Source organism: Streptomyces albipurpureus, from assembly GCF_023701525.1.
Lineage (GTDB): Bacteria > Actinomycetota > Actinomycetes > Streptomycetales > Streptomycetaceae > Streptomyces > Streptomyces albipurpureus.
This window is the reverse complement of record NZ_JAMQAW010000036.1, coordinates 161,704-182,534: the sequence shown is the minus strand read 5'-3', so window position 1 is coordinate 182,534 and position 20,831 is coordinate 161,704. Positions and strand designations below refer to the sequence as shown.

Annotated in this window: 11 protein-coding genes, 1 tRNA gene and 1 pseudogene; 3 read left to right on the top strand and 10 right to left on the bottom strand. The window is 65.1% G+C overall.

Going from position 1 to position 20,831, the window contains the following annotated elements; genetic code table 11:
• Positions 1–26 precede the first annotated feature (26 nt).
• The 6 genes from NBG84_RS27890 to NBG84_RS27865 form a co-directional block, all read right to left on the bottom strand.
• Positions 27–1,694, bottom strand: coding sequence for a PucR family transcriptional regulator (locus NBG84_RS27890; protein ID WP_250922378.1), 1,668 nt, complete (start codon positions 1,692–1,694; stop codon positions 27–29).
• A 163-nt stretch (positions 1,695–1,857) separates the two neighbouring features.
• Entirely contained in the window at positions 1,858–2,967 is a 1,110-nt protein-coding gene (menC, locus tag NBG84_RS27885) for an o-succinylbenzoate synthase (protein WP_250922377.1), read from the bottom strand.
• Positions 2,964–3,989, bottom strand: a complete 1,026-nt coding sequence (locus NBG84_RS27880) for a GNAT family N-acetyltransferase (protein WP_285367820.1) — start codon at positions 3,987–3,989, stop codon at positions 2,964–2,966. The genes menC and NBG84_RS27880 overlap by 4 nt, the downstream gene beginning before the upstream one ends.
• Positions 3,973–5,190 (bottom strand): M20 family metallopeptidase, encoded by a 1,218-nt coding sequence (locus NBG84_RS27875; RefSeq protein WP_250922642.1) that lies wholly within the window; start codon positions 5,188–5,190, stop codon positions 3,973–3,975. The genes NBG84_RS27880 and NBG84_RS27875 overlap by 17 nt, the downstream gene beginning before the upstream one ends.
• Positions 5,191–6,006: 816 nt before the next feature.
• Positions 6,007–6,082, bottom strand: a tRNA-Pro gene (locus NBG84_RS27870).
• A gap of 301 nt (positions 6,083–6,383) precedes the next feature.
• Complete coding sequence (locus NBG84_RS27865) at positions 6,384–6,602, bottom strand: hypothetical protein (RefSeq protein WP_250922375.1); 219 nt, start codon at positions 6,600–6,602, stop codon at positions 6,384–6,386.
• Positions 6,603–7,301: 699 nt separating this feature from the next.
• On the opposite strand from NBG84_RS27865, the gene NBG84_RS27860 reads away from it, so the two are divergent.
• From NBG84_RS27860 to NBG84_RS27855, 3 genes and pseudogenes are all read left to right on the top strand, one after another.
• Positions 7,302–7,727, top strand: a complete 426-nt coding sequence (locus NBG84_RS27860; protein WP_250922374.1) for a PIN domain nuclease — start codon at positions 7,302–7,304, stop codon at positions 7,725–7,727.
• Between the two features lie 523 nt (positions 7,728–8,250).
• Positions 8,251–8,454 (top strand): annotated as a pseudogene (locus NBG84_RS41630) (HNH endonuclease); the annotation flags it as partial.
• Between the two features lie 18 nt (positions 8,455–8,472).
• Complete coding sequence (locus NBG84_RS27855) at positions 8,473–10,128, top strand: DEAD/DEAH box helicase (RefSeq protein ID WP_250922373.1); 1,656 nt, start codon at positions 8,473–8,475, stop codon at positions 10,126–10,128.
• An 8-nt stretch (positions 10,129–10,136) separates the two neighbouring features.
• On the opposite strand, the gene NBG84_RS27850 is transcribed toward NBG84_RS27855, so the two are convergent.
• From NBG84_RS27850 to NBG84_RS27835, 4 genes are all read right to left on the bottom strand, one after another.
• Positions 10,137–10,577, bottom strand: a complete 441-nt coding sequence (locus tag NBG84_RS27850; protein ID WP_250922372.1) for a hypothetical protein — start codon at positions 10,575–10,577, stop codon at positions 10,137–10,139.
• Positions 10,578–11,534: 957 nt separating this feature from the next.
• Positions 11,535–14,489: a DUF499 family protein gene (locus NBG84_RS27845; RefSeq protein WP_250922371.1), complete on the bottom strand. Its 2,955-nt coding sequence runs from the start codon at positions 14,487–14,489 to the stop codon at positions 11,535–11,537.
• 54 nt (positions 14,490–14,543) lie between these two features.
• A complete protein-coding gene (locus tag NBG84_RS27840) occupies positions 14,544–17,270 on the bottom strand; it encodes a DUF1156 domain-containing protein (RefSeq protein ID WP_250922370.1) in 2,727 nt (908 codons plus the stop codon).
• The gene (locus NBG84_RS27835) at positions 17,267–20,482 is read right to left on the bottom strand and encodes a helicase-related protein (RefSeq protein WP_250922369.1); all 3,216 of its coding nucleotides are present in this window, start codon (positions 20,480–20,482) and stop codon (positions 17,267–17,269) included. The genes NBG84_RS27840 and NBG84_RS27835 overlap by 4 nt, the downstream gene beginning before the upstream one ends.
• Between the last annotated feature and the right edge of the window lie 349 nt (positions 20,483–20,831).

Genomic DNA, 20,831 nt, shown 5'->3' with positions numbered 1-20,831 from the left:
GTGGGCCGGGCCGTTGCCTGGCTCGCTCAGCCGTCCGGGGCGGACCTGAGGGACATCAGACGTAGCTGCAACATCGCCGACAGGCGCGCGTTCGGGTCGTTGAGGTCGATCCGGCCGACCTCCGCCGCGCGCCGCAGCCGGTAGCGGAACGTGTTGGGGTGCACGAACATCGCGGCGGACGCCACGGCGACATCACCGAAGGCGTCGAGCCAGCTGCGCAGTGTCTCGACCAGGCTGGCCTGGTGCGTCTCGTCGTAGGCGACGATGCGGGCGACGGCGCCGCTGGGGATGTCCCCGCGCGGGACGAGGTCGGCGAGTTCGAGCAGGAGCGCCTCGACATGGATGTCGTCGAGGCGGGCCACCTGCTGTCCGGCGGTTTTGGACCGCAGGACGCGCAACGCCCGTTCGGCTCCGGAACGCGACCGGGCCAGCGCCGAGGAGTCCGCGGCCAGCTGCCCCACCCCGATCAGCGGGCGGAGGCGGGAGCCGACGCGGGCCAGGAACTCGGTGGCGATCCAGGCCGCGCGTTCCTCGGCGTCCTGCCGGTTCTGCGGGAGGAGGGGCAGGATGCCGTAGGCGACGTCGCCGATCAGCGCCGCGGTGGCCCGCGGGTGCACGGCGGACAGGTGCATGGCGAACGCGTCGGTGAGCCGTTTGCGTTCGGTGGCGAGCCGGGCGGGCAGGCGGTGTTCGGTCGCCGCGTCGACGACGGTGAGCGCGAGGACGACCGCGGGCTCGTCCTTCAGGCCGAGGCGGCGAACCGCTTCGGGCGATCCCGGGCCGCTTTCGAGGGCGGTGCCCAGCAGCTCCGCCCGCAGCCGGCGTTCCATGTCGGCGTCGGCGCGCTGCCAGACCATGTGCATCGCGACGAGCTTGGAGGCCTCGTAGAGGGCTTCGCTGCGTTCCGCGCTCAGGGCCTCGGGCACAACCACCCAGATCGTGCCGAGGATCTCGTCCCCGGCGCGTACCGCGATCGCCGCGCGGGGCAGTTCGGGCGGTTGCAACGAGTCGTCCGACTCGGGCAGGGAGTCCACGAAGACGGGCCGGTCGCTGCGGTAGATGGCCTGGAACACCCCGCGTTCTTCCAGGATGCGGGTGTAGTGCTCGGGAACCTGCCGGCCCAGGATCGTCTGGACCCGCGACGGGTCCACCTCCTCCTGCCGGCTGGAGAAGGCCAGCAGACGTGAGTTGCGGTCCTCGATGGTGACGGGAGCGTCGAGGAGCGCGGCGATGGCGTTGGCGACCGCGAAGAGGTCGCCGGACCCGACCCGGCCGGGCGCGGGGGAGTCCGTGTCATACCGGTTACTCTCGGCCGTCAGCGTCCGGAGCATCCCCGCCAGATGTGTCCAGGACGCGCCGCGGGCGAAGGAGAGGACCGCCACGCCCGAGGCACGGGCCGCGGCGACGAGCCGTTCGTCGGGTTCGACGGGCGCGCGCACCACCAGCGCGGCGGCGCCGTGCCGGCCGAGGTGGGTGACGACCCGCGCGATGTCGGCGCTTTCGTACAGGCCGACGCCCATCACCAGGGCGTTCTTCGGGAGTTCCGGCTCGTCGAGCGGGTCGTGGATGACGATGCCGCCGATGTCGTCGGCGCGTTCGACGTCGCCGCAGACCACGTCGAGCAGGGTGGTACCGACTTCCTCCAGGACACGCGCGAGGCTCGCTCGCGGGAGGCTGGTCACGGGGATGAGCACGAGGTCGAAGCTAGCGCGGCGCACCCGTGTCGTTGTTGGTTGACCATGACGAAAGGATGCCATCCCGTTCGTCGGACCGGACAGCCGCGGGGTGCTCTGGGTGACGGGCGGGGGCCGCCACCGGCCCCGGAACCAGCAGGTCCGGGGCCAGGAGGCCCGGGACTCAGGCGGGAACGGGCACCCAGGCCGTCCTGGTCGTGACCGCTTCCAGAACCTCCGGGATGGGAGTGACGCCCAGCCCCGGCGCGGTCGGCACCGCGATGTGCCCGTCCACGAGGTGGAACGGCGGTGTGATGTCGGTCCGGTAGTAGCGGTCGGAGGCCGAGGTGTCGCCGGGGAGGAGAAAGCCGGGCAGCGCGGCGAGCGCGACGTTGGCGGCGCGGCCCAACCCCGTCTCCAGCATGCCGCCGCACCAGACCGGGATGCCGTGCGCGGCGCAGACGTCGTGGATCCGGCGGGCTTCGAGATAGCCGCCCACGCGGCCCGGCTTGATGTTCACCACCTGGCAGGCGCCGAGCGCGAGCGCGTCGGCGGCGGCGCGGGCGGAGACGATCGACTCGTCGAGGCAGATCGGGGTGGTGATCCGCCCGGAGAGTTCCGCGTGCCCGATGAGGTCGTCCTCCGCGAGCGGCTGCTCCAGCATGAGGAGGTCGAACGGATCGAGCCGGGCCAGGTGGCGGGCGTCCCCACGGCGGTAGGCGGTGTTGGCGTCCACCTGGAGCATGATGTCGCCGAACCGTTCGCGCACGGCGCGGACCGGTTCGATGTCCCAACCGGGTTCGATCTTCAGCTTGATCCGCAGATAGCCCGCGTCCAGGTACTCGCCGACCACGTCCAGCAGTGCGGGAATCGATTCCGTGATCCCCACGGACACCCCGCACGGCACGGTGTCGCGGACCGCGCCGAGGGCATGCCCGAGGGCGACGCCGCGGGCGCGGAGGTCCGCGTCCAGCACCGCCGTCTCCAGCGCGGCCTTGGCCATGCGGTGGCCCTTGAACGGGGCCAGGGCCGGGGCGACCCGGTGGGCGTCGAGGTTCGCCACCCCGGCGAGTGCCGGGACCAGGAAGCGGCTCAGTACGTCGGCGGCGGCATGCGTGTACTCCGATGAGTACCCGGGGACGGTGCCGGCGCCGCATTCCCCCCACCCCTCGGCCTCGTCGGTGACGACGCGCACCAGCAGCGCCTCACGTACGGTCTCGGTGCCGAACGACGTCCGGAAGGGGGACACGAGGGGCATCTCGATGGTGCGGAGTTCGACTCCCGTGACCTTCACACTGTCTCCTGTGGTACTTCGCCATGGTGTGTTCCGTGCTGGTCTGTTACGTACTGCTGTGTGCCGTACTGCTGTGTGCCGTTGTGCGGTGCCGTCCGTGATTCCGTCGTCCGTCGCGGTGCCGGTCGCCCCCCGCGGTCCACGACGTACCAGCCCGCACGGTCGAAGCCGCGTATGCGCGCACCATCGGCGAGCAGCCCGTCGAGCGCCTCCCGCACCGCCGTGCGCCAGCGCGCGGCGCAGACCGGGTCGCTCTCCCGCAGGGCCTCGATGTCCTCGGGAACGGCCACCAGCACGGTGTGGGCGTGCTCGTCGACGCGTCCGGCGATCGGCGTGCCGGTGGCGGAGACACTGAGCGCCACGGTCGCGCCCGCCGCGCGGGCGGCCTGCGCGTCGGTCACCCTGGGCCGGCCGGCGCAGGCCGACTCGACGTCGGGCGACTCCAGGTGCCACCGCACCAGGATGCGGTCGCTGTCATCGCTGCGGTTGATGTCGTCGTCGATCGGGCCGTAGAAGTCCGGTAGGTACTCGGCAGGTTCGGCGGCCAGTTTGCCGATGTTGAAGTACGCGTTGCGACGCACCAGGGGGTCGTACGTCCAGCAGATCTCGTTGACACCACGCGCCATCGCCCAGGCACGCTGGTGCAGCTTCAGGGCGAATCCGACGTTGCGCCGCCGCAGTTGTGGCAGCACCCCCGCGATGTGACTGTGCAGGGCCTCGCGCGCCGGTGGGGAGAAGAAGCCGAAGGAGGAGCCGACCAGTTCGTCCCCGTCGAAGACGCCGCTCACATAACTGCCCGCCTTCGCCATCGCGCGCAGCAGGTCGGCCGTCACCGGAGGGCTGTTCTCGCCGGTGCGCCAGATGCGCTCGTACAGGCGCCGTACGGCCTCCAGCTCGCTGACCCTGTCCAGGGAACGGATATCGACGCCCGCGGCCTGCGCGGCGGCCTCGGCCGCGGCGTACGCCGCGGCGATGGGTGGGGAGTCGGTGCGGTCGCGGAGGAGATCAGTCACGTCGATCATGGTTCCAGCCGTTTTGGCCGCGTAGCTGGTCCGCAGGCACAGGATGCCGGTCCCCGTTTCGTCCGGGCGGACAGCCTTCCTGCGGCGCCAGCAGTTCGGCGACCAGCGCGGTGAGCAGCTCTGTCCGTCGCGGCAGCTCCGCGACGAGCAGGTGTTCATCGTCGGCGTGCGCGCCGCCGCCGACCGCTCCCAGTCCGTCGAGGGTGGGGGTGCCGACCCCCGCGGTGAGGTTCCCGTCGGACGCGCCGCCGACGGCGACCTGGGCGAGCGGGCGCATCCCGAGGCCCTGCGCGAGCCGCTGCGCCCGCTCGAAGAGGTCCCGCGACGCGGTGGCCGACAGGGGTGGCCGATTCGGTCCGCCGCTGACCTCCACGGTGGCCCCGGCCACTACTGCCCGCAGGTTCCGCATCGAGGTGTGGACGCGGTGCTGCTCGGCGGCGTCCCATACCCGGACGTCGACATCGAAGCGTGCCGAGGCGGGGACGGTGTTGTTGGTGGTGCCTGCCTCCAGACGGGTCGGGGTGACGGTCGTGCCCCGTGCCGCGTCGCCCAGCGCTGCCACGGCGAGGATCTGGTGGGCGGCCTCGACCGTCGCGTTCACGCCGCGTTCCGGTTCCAGGCCGGAGTGGGCGGCCCGTCCTCGTACCAGCACCTCGTAGCGGGAGACCCCCTTGCGTTCGGTCTTCAGAGCGCCGGCGGGGCCGGCGGCCTCCAACACCAGGGCGGCCGCGCACTGGCGCGCCTCCTGCTCGATGAGCTCCCTGGACGTGGTGGAACCGGGCTCCTCGTCACCGGTGATGAGGAGGGTGACGCCGTCCAGGGGGTGCGGGCTGCCGGGGGTGAGCGGGGTGGCGCCCGGGGAGCGCGCGGCCAGGGCGGCCAGCGCGTGGAAGGCCATCACCAGGCCCGCCTTCATGTCGAAGCAGCCCGGTCCGCGCAGCACCCCGTCGCGGACCTCGAACGGGTGGCTCCCCCATGACCCGATCGGCCACACCGTGTCGTGATGTCCGACGAGCAGCACACGCGGGCTTGACCCGAAGCGCCAACGGAGGTGGGTGCGTCCGTCGATGACGATGCGTTCCGCCTCGACCCCCAGGTATCCGGCGCCGATCCGCGAGACCAACTCCGCGCTACGGGCGACCGCGGCCAGATCGTCGGAGGGGGACTCGCAGCGCACCAGCCGTTCGATATCGGCGATCATCGCGGCTTCCCGCTCCCGCTCCCGGGTCGCGGGCCCAGCATCGTCCTGCTGTCCCTCGGTCCGGTCTGCCTCGGCGCGGCGTTCTGTCACAGCGGACACCTCCAGTCGACGTATCCGCCCAAGCATCGTGAGTCGCGCCGCCGTGGGTTCTGTCCGGTCAGCCAAGATCGGCGCACGGGATTGGGCCGGGGCGATGAACCCAGGCGGAGCGGACGGGGCGTCTTCTGGCCTGCTGGGCCCGAGGGGTCCACCGGCCATTCGGGTCCGCGTTCCGCGGGACTACCCCGATCGCCGTGGCGGCACCCGGCGAGAAGACCGGACTGCGCGCGGGGTCCGCCTTCCGCCGCGCGCCTGGCCCCAGGCCCGCCCGGGCCGTTCCGCCACCCCGAGGGCGGGACCCGCCGACTGGCAGACGCGGCGAGGCCCCCCAAGCCCGCCTGACCACATGGCTGACGGTGCCCAGCCCGCCCAGGTCACCGCCATGGCCGGCCACCGCGCGCCCGAGCCCTTCGCCACGTACCCCCGCCACGTCACCGACCGGCGCGCCGAACTCCACCAGCTGCCGAACTCCACCAGTGCGTCGAAGGACTTCAGCAGCTCCCAAGCGCCCCCGCCCAGGCCGCGAGATCATCACCAGAACGTGTGGAGGACCGAGGAGAGAACCGCTACCAAAAGCCGTGATCAGCCGCCCACAGCCCGGGTCCCACCCACCCCGCCCACCGATCCCGTGGACCTCTCAGCACTCCCGCTGAACGCCCCTGAGCAGCAGAAAGACCCTCCACAAGGGAGGGTCTGTCGGCAAGGGAAGAAGTGTGCCCCCGGCAGGACTCGAACCTGCGGCCAAGCGCTTAGAAGGAACCCGACTCCTTTGGTCTTAGTATGCCTCTGGCCTGCATGAACACGCCCGTGGGTCTCCTTTGAAGGGGGCGCCGTTCCACGCATTTGCCACGCCCCCTGGCTCAGTACATGCCGAGGAGGGTCACGTCACCTAATGGGGCAATTCATGGCGATTTGTTGGCTTATGCTTACTCAGTCCGTCGAGTTGCCCATGCGGAGCGCCTTTTCGCCAGACCGCAAGCCTGGCAGACTGTTACGGCTGCAAGGTGGGGGTGTGACACACAGACATGCGGGTGTCGGAGTTAAAGGCTGCGCTGGCAGACGCGTACGCCAGAGGTGTCGAAGCTAAGTTCGACTCAGTTGCCGATAATGGTGACGAAATCTGGAGCATGGGCAGCGCAATGTTCGTATTGCCAGCCGTGCCGGCAGGCGCTCCTCCTGAGCTGGAGTACGCGCTTCGGGTACGTAGGGATGCCGTTCTGTCCGGCACCTGCGAAGAATGTAATGCTTCGCTGGATGCGGACCCGTTTGGGCAGCTTGGAGGTGTTGAGGCTGCGGCCGCGATTGTCGCTCACCGACGCAACTGCCCTGCTTCGGATGAGAATCTACTGCCGCAACTTCGGCAATTTCACGAGCGCCGTGAATCAACCTCAGTAGATGAGATTTTCGCGGCTGCCAGTAAGGCAACTCGGCTGAGAGTGGAGGGGAAGACTCCTTCGCGGCGAATGATCCGCAACAGGAAGTTCGAAATGTGGAGCCGACGACTCTTGGATCAAAAGCTTGCGGAGTCGACGGGTAAATGCGGCCATCTGCGCGTGGATCCGGCTCAGACCTGGAATATCCTCCTCGGTGACACGCGATGGACATGCAACCAGTGTTGGGAATATCTGGGGCAGGAAATTGTCCGCGGAAACTCTCCTATTAGTGCTCGAGAGGACTTTACGTGCGACCATTGCCGCATCGTGAAAGACGAACTCGAGCCGTTGATTCTTCGCATCGGAACGTTCGTTCTGCATGGCGGATTGTGTCGAACCTGCTCAAAGCGTAGTATGGCGACCACTGAGAAACCGCGGAGGGCGAGAAATGGGGCCAAGCGTAGAGGACGTCGATGAGTCGGCACTTATTGAGGCTCAACGGGTACTCGGTACTAAGAATCGCCGCGACACAGTTAATGCCGCGCTCCGGGAAGTTGCACGTCAAAAACTTGTCGATGAATTCCTAGATTTCATGTCTTCTAGGGACCCGGAAGAGCTTGAAAGGCTACGGAACGAGGCGTGGCACTAGATCCGTTGTTCATGGTGGACAACAGTGCGATGAACCGGTACAAGCATGCAGCTGTTGCTGCCCGCCTTGAGTCGTTGATTCGCGCTGGGGTGGTTGCGACTTGTGGAGCGCTAGACGTTGAGGCGCTTTATTCGGCGCGCAACCCGGCTGAGTATGAGCATATGCGTGCAATGCGTGGTGCCGCCTTCACTTATCTTGAAACGGAAGAAGAGGATTGGCAGCAGGCGCTAAGTGTTCAGCGTGAACTCGCTGCAAAGTCTCAGCATAGGGGCCCCAAGGTCCCAGACTTGATGATTGCTGCTGTGGCTCAGAGATACGGTCTTACGCTGCTGCATTACGACTCGGATTTTGACCGTATTGTCGAATTCACTGGCCAAAAGGGCGAATGGGTCGTGCCTCGCGGTTCCGTTCCGTAAGCTTTGGCCTTTCGCGTGGTGATCTGCCGTAACGTATAGTTTGGGCGACTATCGCGGCAAGAGTCAGCAGTTCTTTCTTCTGTAAGCACCTGAAGGTGTGTCAGATCTTATGGGCTGATCGCTCGGGGCTAAGCGGATCGAAACTCGCTCGCGAACCGTGATGGAGAACGACAGAGGTCTGGACTGCTGGGACTGGGTCCAGGCATTCATGCTTGGCACTCATGCAGGTCAGCGACTTTTTAGCGCTGGTCTGGCAGAATTTCCCCCGGCCGGACTCGAACTCTCGGACACGGCTCCGGAGGCGCAGCGGCTACCGACCGCCTCCCCAGTTCAGAGCGTTACCGGACGGCCTCGGGTCCGCTGGGTCACGCGCTCGCCCCTGGCCGGAGGCCAGTTGAGGGCACAGCAGGGCGGCAGTCGGTGCCTGAGTCACAGTCACCGGGATCTGAGTATCAGCATCAGTGTCAGTGCTGCGTGGCATTCTGACCATTGGCGGCCGCGTTGGCCACCGGAGTGAGCGGAGATGCCGTTGACAGCTGCCCGTGATCCGAAACGCTTGTTCAGTGCCGCAGAACGGACTGCCCTGTTCCTGGCGTCTGATGGCAGGTGCGAGATATGTGGCGACGAACTCCTGCCTGGTTGGCATGCGGATCACGGAGTTGCCTGGGCCAACGGTGGTCGAACTGACATCTTCAACGGACAGGCGACTTGTCCGACGTGCAACCTCAGGAAGGGCTCCAGCGGCATGAAGCTTCGTAAGTGGCAGGAAGACGGCCTTCGTAAGTTCCTAGGCACCCAGTCAGACTTCCTGGCGGTGGCCACGCCCGGCGCAGGCAAGACCACATTCGCTATCCTGGCCGCGCAGTCCATGATCGACAGAAGTGAGATCAAGAATCTCTACGTGATCGTTCCGACGGCCCACCTGCGAGGGCAGTGGGCAAGGGCAGCAGAACGGGAAGGCATCCAACTCGACTCGGACTTCGTAAATCGCAGCCAAACCCAGGCGAAGGACTTCGACGGCATCGTCGCGACCTACCAGTCCGTTGCGGCAAACCCGTTGCTCTGGCGAAAACTTGCTTGCGACCCTCGCCGTCCGTCGCTGGTCATCTTTGACGAGATTCACCACGCTGGGGATGCGGAGAATCTGGCCTGGGGTGCGGCGCTGTCTGAGGCGTTCGGAGGTGCCCACCGTCGGCTCTCGCTGTCTGGGACTCCGTTCCGAAGCGATGGGAAACTCATCCCGTTCCTCAACTACGACGTTACTCGACGTGTTGTAGCAGACATCAACTACGACTACGGGATGGCTCTCCAAGACCAGGAAGTTGTACGGCCGGTGGCCTTCCCTGCGATGGACGGGGAAGCCCGGTGGCGCTTTGCCTCGGAACACCCCATGTCTCAGAAGCTTTCGGAGACTGACGCCAGCACAACTGCGGCCGCACTCAAGACCGCCCTCGATCCGAGCGGCCAGTGGATCCCCTCGGTCCTGAAACGCGCCCATGAGGAATTGGAACTCATGCGCCAGGACAAGCCCGACTGCGGCGGCTTGGTGGTCGCCACCGATCAGGCATCGGCTCACGCCTACGCCGAGATTCTTCGGCAGAGCACCGGCGACGTGGTAGACGTTGCAGTATCGGACGACCCTGCGGCATCAAAGATCATTGACCGCTTCGGCAGGAGCACTTCCCGCTGGATCGTGGCTGTTCAGATGATCTCCGAAGGCGTCGACATTCCCCGCCTTGGGGTCATTGTCTACGCCACTCGCACTCGCACGGAGATGTTCTTCCGGCAAGTTGTGGGACGCTGCGTGCGCAAGCAGGGTGACGAGGACGAGATGTGCGCCCGGGTCTTCATCCCCTCTATCGCTCAGCTGCTGACCATCGCGGCCGGTATCGAGCGCACCGTTGACGCGGTTCTGGCCGATGAGGAGAGCAAGGTCCGCCGCTCGACGGCTGACGGCGAGGGCGAGGGCGGGCGTGGCTCGGGCCGAACGACAGAGGTACTTGGCTCCTCGGCGGCAGCTCACGCCTTCACCATTAGCAGTGGTGACGCGTTCGAGGAGGCGGAGCTGCTCCACGCCCGTCGACTCGGCCAGCAGGCGGGACTTCCGGTCGGCACCGAGCCTTCCGCGATTGCTCGTCTTCTGCGCCTCAGCGGAACGTCTGCACAGCCCGGTGCAACAGTTGAGCCTGCGGTTCACCAGACACTCTCCGAGGCGAAGAAGGAGGTACGGGACCTCATCACTCGGAAGGTCGGCCGGTTGAGTCGAATCACCCGAAAGCCCCACAGCCACATTCACTCCGAACTAAACCGCCACTGCCACGAGAAGGCCATTGACCAGGCCACCCTGGACACGCTCAAAAAGCGGCTGCTGGTGCTCGACAAGTGGATCGAGTCCGCATGACCTCCCAGTCAGCTAAGGCCAACGCTGTCCTGGTCCAAGCTCTCGGCAGTGGCGTCCGCTCCACAAGCAACGGACTCGCCGACGTACCTGTGCTGCTCACCCGCGTCCTTCAGGAGGAAGCGTGGCGTGCCTTCACGACGCCACGCGGGCAACTCGTAGAGCACAGCCGCTTCATCGACTTCCTCACTACGCCCCCCACTGCTGGGCTCGGGGCGAGTGTCGATTTGGTGCGCCGGATAGTGGCGGACGATCAGGTCGCTCGTGATCTTTTCGAGCGTGCTCTTCACGACGCCCAGGTTCCCGGCGAGCGGACCGAGCTCTTGGACAATGGGCAAGACGCGGAAGGTAAGGCGCCCCCAGGGAACCGGCAGGAGGCTGTGCTTCGTCGACTCCGCAAGGATGCGCCTGAGTTGCACGCTCGTGTCATGAATGGCGAGCTGAGTGCCCACGCAGCGATGGTGCAGGCCGGATTCCGGGCAAAGACAGTCACGGTGCCAACAGCCCGTCCGGAGACCTGCGCGCGGACTCTAAAGAAGAACATGAACGCGGAGGACGTCAAAGCTCTGATCGAGCTGCTTAGTGCACCCTGATGACCTGTACGCCCTACTTCGATCCTCACCCGGGTCCAGACGAACCAGCCCTAGACTACGTCCGCAAATCCAACACGCTCTCGCCCCGTGGCGGCGTGAGCCAACTGCCCGGCCAGATTCCACCGCCCCTGCATGAACTCGCCGTCGCCGCCTAAGCTGTGGCCTGGCCGCCATTTCGTCCTGCCGCGAAGTCGGCTGCACGAAACCACTCTGTCGACATGAGCCGGGAATGGGATCGTGACGCAACCCACCACCGGGGCTCGGCTGCGGCCCTGCTGGACGCCAAACTGATCGTTCTCGACGGAGAGGACGTTCACCTTCCGGGAGAACATCTAAATCTCGGCTGCTGTTTGTTTCCCTCAAGCAGCTCCGCCAGCCGCTTCTTGGTCCTTTTCAGTTCCTTCCGCAGTGTGGCTGATGGGCAACGAGAACTTCAGCCGCTATCGGGACGGCAGTGAGCGGGCGCACGCACCCATGGTGGACGGGCCTCGGCCTCAGCTGCGCTGTGTTGGGTGCACGGATTGGGGTGCGGGGCCATGCGACTGCTGTTCAGCTTCCCGTTGTGCCGGCCCCGCAGGCGCGGAGGAGGAGAGATGCCGTGAGGTCTACAAGGGCCATGTCTGACTTGAATGTGGCCTGGCCGATCGCGGCGTACTCGGCGCGACCGATGATCGCTCCGTGCGACGGTCCGCCAGTTTGGGTGCCTCCATCCGCAGAAGATACGCCGGGTGCAGGCAGTGGACTCGGAGGGCGCTGCATCGCAGCCTCATCTGATGCCGGAGGCTGCGATGCGCGAGTTCCCGACTCATGCTGCCGCTACATGTCCCGTACGTGAACAGGAGATCCCAGTTCACGGATTCGTTCGGCAAGGCCGTCAGCGGCCTGGCTGCTGACGACCATTTGAATGTTGCCCTGCAGGAAAGAGACGTCGCCCCGATCGATGACGTCGTACAGCTGCCGGAAGAGCTGGCTCAGTGCTTCGGAGTTGCCTGTGTTGTTCAGCATGCTCTGGGTGACGGAGAAGGCGATCTGCTTCTCCCGCGGCGCCGGCGGGGCCTCGTCCTCGCCGCCGCGACCTTTGCCTTTGCGGCGCTCGCCGTCGTCTTCCGGGCTGGGCTCGGATTCGGGCGTGGAATCCGTCTTGCCAGACGACGGTTCATCGTCCTGAGGGGACGGAGGCAGGGGCTTGCCGAGCCGCAGCCGCTGGCTTGAGAGGTTGATCTCCGAGACGCCCGTGACTGCTACTTCTTCTCCCTCGCCGTCGACGATGCGCAGCAGGCCAGCTTGCACAGCTTCGAAAAGCGCCTGTCGTAGGTCGTTCTGTCCGCCGTGGAGGAGGGGGAGTCGCGGGGTGTTCCAGAACGAATCCCGCAGTTCGTCGAGCGGGCGTCCGTAGTCGGTTTCCCGGAGATTGTGAAGCAGAGCTCTCGCTGTGAACGACCCTTGGTCGAACGCCTTCCCCTTCTCAACGAGCGCCTTCCACACGATGGCGCCGTTGAGGGCGGTCTCCGTCTTGTCGTCGAACGTCACCTCATCGATGGCACGTGGCGCGTCGTCGTCAGGCTGAGCCAGGTACAAGACGTGCTGGAAGGCCCGCTTGATCGTGGTCTCGAGGCTGCGCTTCGCCTCGTTGCGCTCAGCTACTGCTTTGGACTTCATATCGCCATCGTCTTGGGTCTCCTGGACGCCAAGGACGCGCTCCGCAGCTAGGTATGCGGTTGCGAGACGGCGAGCAGCGTGCCGCTGCTGGGTGTTGGCTACAGCGAAGACTGCGGAGGAGGCCCATCTCGTGGGTAGTTTCTCAGCACCGAGCCCGACTGCCGCTTGGACTGCATCGCGGGTGGCGCGATCTGCGCCATTGCGCAGGGTGAACTGCGCGGGATCAAGCACGACCAACCGAGAGGCGCGAGCATCATCGATGCTGGCACTCGCCAGTACCTCCCGTGACGTCTGACCCTCTGTAGAAGCTCGCACGAACTGCTTACGATCGAATGGACCTGTCTCGGTAAGCCGTTCGGCGAAGTCGGCGATCACTGTGTCGCGCTCGGCGTCGGTGATGGTGTCACGCATCGCTCGCTGGAGCATGAGTAGCGTTTGCTCGGTGGACAAAAAGTACCGGGCCTGCTGCCCTTTCTGTCCGGGTGTGGTCTCGATACTGACCAGGCCGGTCTCGGGGTCGGTGACGTCCTTGATGACGGCATCAGCATCGGCGAACATGTAGGCGGGATCGGGGACGGCCGTCGCCGCCTTGACTTCTGCATCGGTAGCGCCGCGGCGTCCCTGGCTTCGACCGGACACGATGGAGGTGAGGAAAATGGCCGTGGCCGCCCGCTCAGCAGCTCGCGGGTTGGAACGGTGCCAGAGCACGTCTTCAGTGGCACCACGGTTCGTGTCGAGGAGCCGAGCTGTTCCGCTGGTGTCCTTGACGCCAACGATGTCGTTTTGCGCCAGGGATCGGTAGTTGTTCTGGGTCTTTGTGTCGCTGATGAGGCCGGAGCCGATGATGGACTCGCGGACCTGGGTGTTGGACAGGGGAAGGTCGCCCGGCCCGATGAGGAGCGGAGCCCAGGCCCCTGTCTTTCCTCGTTGCTGGAGGGCGAAGACGGTAGCGGCGAAGACCTTTATGGTCGAGCGGACCTTTTGAAAGCCGGTGCGGTTGGCCCATTCGTGTTCGGCCATGTGCATGAGCTGAGGGTGGAACGGGTAAGTACGGCTGACTTCCTCGCCGAAGTTCGCCGTCCATGGGACGTGGAGGGCGTCATATACCTTGTTCTTCCAAGGCCCTTTGCTCATCGCCTCGTTGTACTCGCGGACGGTCGCGTCGACGACTTCCTTGGCGGGGGGTTGAGCGAAGATACGGCGACGGAGGATTGCTGCGAAGTCATCGTTCTCATGGACGCCTACGGGCTTCCCGTTCCGGTCGAGCAGTCGTTCGAGGTCGAGGCGTCGACGCCCGCCTTCGGGACTCAGAGAGATGGAGTCCTTGTCTGAGGCGATCATGACGGCCAGCATCGCTGTTCGTGCCGTCTTCGTAACGGAGTCCAGGAGTGCTCGCATGAATGCCTGGTCCCGGGCTGTAAGGGCTTCGTCGCCGACTCCGTCCAAGCCGTTGCCGAAGTAGTTCATGATCTCGTCCACGATGATGAGGACGGGCCTGTCGAGAGACCTGATGGCTTCGGAGATCTTGGACACGTTACTGAAGTGCTCGCGATAAGCGATGTAACGTGAGTAATCGCCCTCGAAGAGCCGCCAAAGGAAGCGCTCGTAGAGGCTCTTCGCCGGGCCGTCGTGCTCCTCTACAGTCACACCCGGTGTCATGTTGTCGCACGGAAGCACGACGACGTGAGGATTCTCCAGATTCCTCGGAAGCGGTCGGCCGAGGATTATCTCGGCTTGTTCGAGAACGGCCTTACCGACGTCTGTTTTGCTCAGTTTGAGAGGTGCCTTGGCAAGGTGATAGGCGCCGATGCAGGCGTGGGACTTACCGCCACCCATGCCTTGGTCGAGCCGCAGAAGTGCGGGGGCTTTAGTGTAATCGTCGCCGCCGCCGAGCCTGATCGCGATGCGCGCCAGAAGGTCCGTGAGCGCCCCGGTGGGGTGGGTGATTTCGCCATAGTACGAGGCATCTGCGTACTGGGGGCGCTGATCTTCTGTTCCGTACACGGCATGGTACAGCGACATTTGTACATCAGCGATGGATCCCGAGGCATCCAGGATCTCAGGGCGGATCCGAAGCGCCTTCCACCAGGGCGTCACACCGCTCTGCTTCACCACAACTCCTCGATTCCTCATAATGATCTTGATTGCTGCATTGACTCGCGCTGATCAGAAAAGGGTGGGGTGGCCCTTGTCGAGAGCCTCGCGTGATGTGCGGATCTGTGCGCTCGCGATGTTTCGTGCTGCGACGTCGACACCGCGCCGGCTGCGCTGTAGACCATTCCAAGCGGCAACGTCGGCCTCGCCTTCGGGCAGTCTGTTCGCCAGGTAGGCGATCGCGGACCACAGGTACTCGTCGTCGTTGTCTCTGGCGGCGTCCACGAGAACCTCGGCGACGGCGTCCAGCCCATCCGGCCATGATTTAGCCATGGCGAAGGCCACGTCGATGACGGAGGAATCCGGCGTGATGGTGCCCTTGAACTCCTTCGCGGTGAGGAGGCGGCAGCCTTTGTCTCCCTGGTGGAGGAGATTCTTGACGTCACCCATGTCCAGGTCGCCGGCCAAGACTTGCCATCGGAGTTCCGACTTGGGCGCCAGCTGCCGGCCGTAGAGGCGTACCCACCACAGGGCGAAGCGCGTGCGAGCGTCGAAGGAGTCCAGCGGCAAGGAGACGACCTTGATGTCTGCGGCGTCCTGGACGGCCTTTCGGGCAACGATCAGGAAGCGTTCCAGTCCTACGACATCGCCCGTTACATCCAGAATCTGCGAGTAGCGTCCTGTCACCTCCATCGCCGGTCCGGCTGATGCCATGAGCATGTCGGTGTGCGCAAGTCCCGACCGGTCCCAGAGTTCGACTCTTGACTTGACCTCGGCTTTTACCTGCGCTTCTACGGCGGCGAGGCGTCCTTCCCGACGGTCTGAGGGCGCGGGGCGGCAGGCCATGGTCAGCGTCGTAACGATGTTGGCGGCCGTCGAAGACGCTCCCCCAGCCTCGGTCTTGGCGGGCCATGACCCCGTGAGGATCAAACCGGCTGCCGAGATCGCGCTGAGCAGGCGATGCCAGACTTCGAGGTCGCCGTGCCCGAAGACGATGGTGACGACGCCATCGTCGGTGACGACACGGCGAGCCTCGGAAAACGCTCGGGCGATGCTGCCGTCGTAGTGTTCACGCGTGCGATGGTCACCTGCAGGGCTGCCACCCCGCTTGACGATGATCTCCTCTGCCTTGTCCTGGACGCCCCCGGGGTGCGTGGTCATAGACAGGATCGGGTCGGCCGTGTTCATGGCGCGCTTCGCCCAAACGAAGAAGATGTCACTGGAGTCGCTGTAGTCGATCATGTCGTCATACGGAGGGTCGGTGACGACAGCGTCGACCGAGCTGGGCCGGAATGGCAGGGTGGTGGCGCTCCCACGTTGGATGGAGGCTGGCAGCGCTGAGGCCCGCTGCCGGATGTTCCGCAAAGCGGTGACCGTCTGCTTGGCAAGAGACTCCCAAGAGCCCGGGCCATTTGAGAGCCCGCTCTCGAACCAGTCGTACGAGAACGAAACTGCGGACTGATTGACGAAGAGATCGCCAACACGCGTTCCGCCGGTAATTTGTAGGCGTGCCCCGCGCGTTGATCGTCGGATCTTTCGCATCATCGCTGCCGTGGCATAGCTGGCAAGAGCACGGGCGTAGTCGGTTGTAACGCCGGCCTTCAACGCTTCTTGGGTGACATCGTTGATGGCACGGGCCAGTCGAATCAGTCCCAGTGTCTGGCGTGCTTCGCAGAGGTCGCCGTAGGTGCGGTCCCCGTAGTTTGTGGACTGAATCGTCCAGGTATTTCCTGGGGGAATGCTTTCGTCCGGGCATGCTGGCATCAGGCCGAAAGGAGGTTCGTGCTTCAGGGCTTCCGCAGCCCGCTTTGCCGCAAGGACTTCTTCGTCAGTGGGCTGGCGAAATACTTTGGTGTTGTCCTCCGCATCGATGTCGGCTGCCACCAGGAGCATGTCCTCGCGCAAACCTTCGGCGCTCAAGCGAGTGTGTACCGCTTTGGAGTGCACATGGTCGCAGAATGGACAGACAGCCACACGACCGTTTGCCGAGTACTTGCTCTTGCCTGCTTGGACGCGTGTGGGTGTGCCGATCGGCGGGCCATCGTGGATGAGAGCTTCGCAGGTGCCTGTTTGTGTGTCTGCGCTGATGCGAAAGCTCTGGCCGCTGTCCCCCTTCTTAGGCCGAGGGCGCCGCAGCTGCAGTTCGCCGACTAGCGGAAAGCGTCGACCGCATTCCTGGCAGGGGAGCGACGAAGCCCAGAGGTATCCCCAGGGGTAGCTGCCACCCGACGTGGGGTAGAACTCGTCCATGGACTCACGGAAGCGGCGGCCGACTTCCCGGAGGAAGATCTCTACGTCAGTGACGATGCGGTCCCTGTCTCCTTCGAGGGGGAGGGCTCCGTCGGTCTTCTGGAAGGGCAGGGACGGCTCCTGGCTCCAGTCCCGGAAGGGTAGGTCGGCGAGAAGGGAGCCCCCGAGAGCCGCGAATGGGGAGTAATCGATGCCGAAGGCTTCTGCCTGGAGTCGGCCTGCTTCGAGTGGGATCATGGCGCGTCCGGAAAATGGGTCCAGCACCCGAGGACGCCGGCCGTATTCCTGCTCAAGGATGGCCTGGATCTCGTTTGCGCCGTCTGTGTGGCCCTTGAGTGCTTTACGGACGAGGTCCTGCAAGTCTCGCTGTTCAGCCTCGTCGTCAGGCCAGGGCAGAAGACTTGTGAGTACTGCCGCTTTGGCTTGGGCGACGGGACGCTTCGCGAACCACACCCAAAGGCTCGACTCGGTGTTACCGCTGCCCCAGCTCTCGGAGCACGCATCACTGACCTCGGCGCAGGGAAACCAGCGTTCGATCATGCGTGTCATGTGGAGCTCTCCTGAGTACGGTCACGGGCAGTGCGCAGTGAGGACCCAGGGATCCGGAAGACGGCATCGCCTCGGATGTCACCAGCGAACACGTTAATGGGGTCGCGGAAGCTGCCAAAGAGTGCTCCCAGGCCGTCGTTGCACTGGTCCACGACGTAGAGCCAGTAGTCCCTCCGGTGCTGCATGGCCATGAGCACCTCGTTACCCGTCAGACGGATTCCCCGAGATGCCGCCGAGTCCCATACCCCCTTGACCTCAACCAGTCGCTGGTCACGGCCCCTCACTGCCCGTAGATCGTATCCCCGATTCTCCGTGTGCACGTCCGAGACGACCCACCCGTCCTCCTGAAGGAGGCGCTGTACATGGCGCATGGCGATGCGCTCGGAGTCCTTCTCCTCGACGGTCTTGTCGACAGCGCTTGCGTAGACGCGCATACGGCCTACGCAGGTAGGTGTGGTGATCTCCACCTTGCTCAGGCGCTCCAGCTCTTCCAGGCGCCGCTGTGCCTGAGCGCGCAAGCGATCACGCAGTGCCAGGCGCTCGTCACGCTTCGGGATCTGGTGCGTGAGATCGACGGGGAGGTTCTCCAGGTCACGCCGAGCGGAGGCGAACCAGTCGTCGCGAACCTCCTGGTACTTCTTCCGGGTGTCACTGGCGAGCTGGTTGGCGCGCTCCTCGGCCAGCTGTCCACGGGCTGGGTGCGGTACACCCCCCGACTTGGCAGTAGGCACTAGGTTGGCCAACGTCTCCCAGCGGACGGGATACGCGTCGCCCGTCTCGTCGATACGGATGAGCCCTGCCCAAGCAGTTCGGCGTTTCCCCCCTACCTCGGTCAAGGTGGCCTCGTAGGCGTGCAGCTCGTAGCCGGTGATGCTGGTGGGATCCTCTGCCGCGCCTCCACGGTAGAGGTCGGGGGCAAGCCCATCAGCGACGTGCTCGATGAGATCGCCGAAGGCCAGACTGCCGGGGCCGAGAGGCAAGGCTCGGGATGTATCCGCGTTGCCTGCGTTGTCTTTTAGAGCCTGGCTGCTTGTCGCCACCAGAGCCTGCTGCCCACCGCCGAGCCCTGGAGGGAGGTCAGAGTCTGAGGCGAGGAGCAAAATGCCGTCACCGGCCGCAGTGTTCCGCACCCGCATAAGTCCGGCCGAATCGAGCCGTTTGAGAAACGCCTCGACGATAGCGGGGTTGATGCGTTCGAGAAGGTCTTGCTGGAGAAGGGTCAGCGCTGCCATGGCCTCGACCTTGCTGGCCAGATCGGCCTCCTGCGCTCGGGCCTGCTGGGCCCTCCTCCGGAGGTCCGCCACGGTGATTCGGCGGGCAGCGTCCTCCGCGGCCTGTCGTCGCTCCACGTCATCGCCGTAGAGCGCCTGGAGCCATTCCTCGTACCGGATGCCGGCGAGCTCGGCTACGAGAGAGAGGCTATCGAACATCTGTCCGTCGAGCTCGTTGGCAGCAGTGACGAACCGGTCGAGAAGGCGATGCAAGGTCGCTCCTTCTCGGGTGTCGACGGCGACGAGATTGAACAGTTCGACGTCTCGGGTCTGGCCGACTCGGTGGATACGGCCCATCCGCTGTTCAAGCCGCACCAGGGACCATGGGATGTCGTAGTTGATCAGGACGTGTGCCACCTGCAGGTCGATGCCTTCGTTTCCCGCGTCGGTGGAAACGATGATCTGGAAGTCGCCGCGCATGAAGGCGGCTCGCACCGCGTCGCGCTCGTTGTTCGGCTGCCGGCCGGAGTACATGCGTGCTGTGTAACCCTCACGCTCAAGCCGCTCAGTGATCCACTCCGCAGTGTCCGCGAACTCCGTGAAGATCACTGCCTGCTGATCGCTGCCGGGTTCGATGCCTTCGGGCGCCAGGCACCCGTCAATGAGCACTCGCCACTTCGAGGGAGCGAGCATCGGGTCCTGGAGGATCTGGTCCACCTGCTCGACAAGGTCGGAGATGGCCTTGCGCTCGGCGCGGGATGCGGCAGAGTCCGCATTAACGACCTGGGCTTCCTCGCGGCCAGCGTCGTCCTCACCGTAGGGATCTGCCTGCACGGAGGCTTCGGCCGCGGCAAGCCGCCCCATGTGCTCCTGCCGACGTCTCAAGGTCTCGCGCAGCGCGAAAAGAGAGGAGGCAGCCCGCTTGCCGTAGACCATGCGGGCAAGCGGCTGGGCGTTAGGCAGCATGTAGCGGTCCACCATCGCCAGGGCCTGGGTGTAGACCGAGAGCTCCTGGCGGCTCAGTGGAATACGGTGATTCGTGGCCCGGCGACGCTTGAAGAGACGACTCTGGCCGTCGTAGTCGACCAGGTCCTCCTTCATCCTGCGAAGGAAGTGGATCGGTCCGGGCGTGAGCTTGGACAGCTCCTGCGACTGATCGTCGCCTGGATCCGGGTAAATGTCGGGGTCCACCAGATGCAGGAGATGACGGAACAGCCACTCGGATCCGCGATGCGGTGTCGCTGTCATGAGGAGTGTGCGAGGTGCCCGTGACAGGAGCCGGCCCACCCGGTGATACGTCTGCGCCGTGGGGGTCAGCCTGTGCGCTTCGTCGAATACGACGATGTCCCAGCCAGCGCGGTCTGGACGGATGGCCTCCTGTACGGCGCCGTTAACTGCCGCCAACTCAAGTGACACAACCCACATATCGTGTGTCACATCGAGCGCATGCTCACGAACGGTGTCGGCGGTGATTCGGCGAAGACCCCCGTCGAAGAACCGGTCGAAGTCCGCCTGCCACTTGGACACCAGGTTGGCTGGCGCGACGATCAACGCCTTGCGGATGAGTCCATACCGCTGCATCTCGCGGAGATAGAGCCCGGCCATGATCGTCTTACCAGTGCCCGGCTCGTCGGCGAGCATGAACCGCAACCACGGCTGCGGCAGCATGGCCCCGTAGACCGCGTTCGCCTGATGCGCATAAGGGTTCAACGGTGATGACGCGAGGAGGGTGCTGCTCGCGTTGGTCGCGGCGGCGGCCATCCATTGAGTCCACATGCCAGCCAAGATTCGCGCGGAGGGCGCACTGCCGTCCCTCGCCAGCACCTGCACCCGGGCTGCTTCCTCGGCAGACAGCTCGGCTTTGTGAAGAGCTTGGTGATCATCGATGACGTACAGAGACCACCCTCCATCAGGCAACTTCCGCGCCAGATCGATGGTCACCCAGCCGGGCACAGTTTTCGGCAGGCTGACGCGCTGCCCCTGCTCGAATGCCGTCGCCACGAACCTACTGCTCCCCGCTATGTGTCACGCTCGCTCCGGTCGACCGTCGATGTCGACGGTGCGGCTACACCACCCTAGTACCGGGTCTCTGCGACTCGTGTGTGTCGCTTGCCTAGCCGAGAGAAGCAGAACGTAGCTGCAAGGCCGCTAGCTAGGGGTTTCCCAGGAAGATCCGACCACTGTCGGTGGCTGATGTCAGCGAGCCAGGGCTGGAGGCTGGGTGCATCGCGTCGGACCACACGCTGGGCCCAGCCGTCGGAGATTGTGCTGAGGCGCGCCGAAGGGTACTCGATCATGGAGATGTCCCATCGGCCAGTCCGCAGCCGGCTACCACCAGATACCAGCCGTC

Bases quoted from the DNA above. Each gene is read 5' to 3' on its own strand.
- NBG84_RS27840 (WP_250922370.1), bottom strand. From the start codon at position 17,270: ATGACACGCATGATCGAACGCTGGTTTCCCTGCGCCGAGGTCAGTGAT.
- NBG84_RS27875 (WP_250922642.1), bottom strand. From the start codon at position 5,190: ATGATCGCCGATATCGAACGGCTGGTGCGCTGCGAGTCCCCCTCCGAC.
- NBG84_RS27880 (WP_285367820.1), bottom strand. From the start codon at position 3,989: ATGATCGACGTGACTGATCTCCTCCGCGACCGCACCGACTCCCCACCC.
- NBG84_RS27855 (WP_250922373.1), top strand. From the start codon at position 8,473: ATGAAGCTTCGTAAGTGGCAGGAAGACGGCCTTCGTAAGTTCCTAGGC.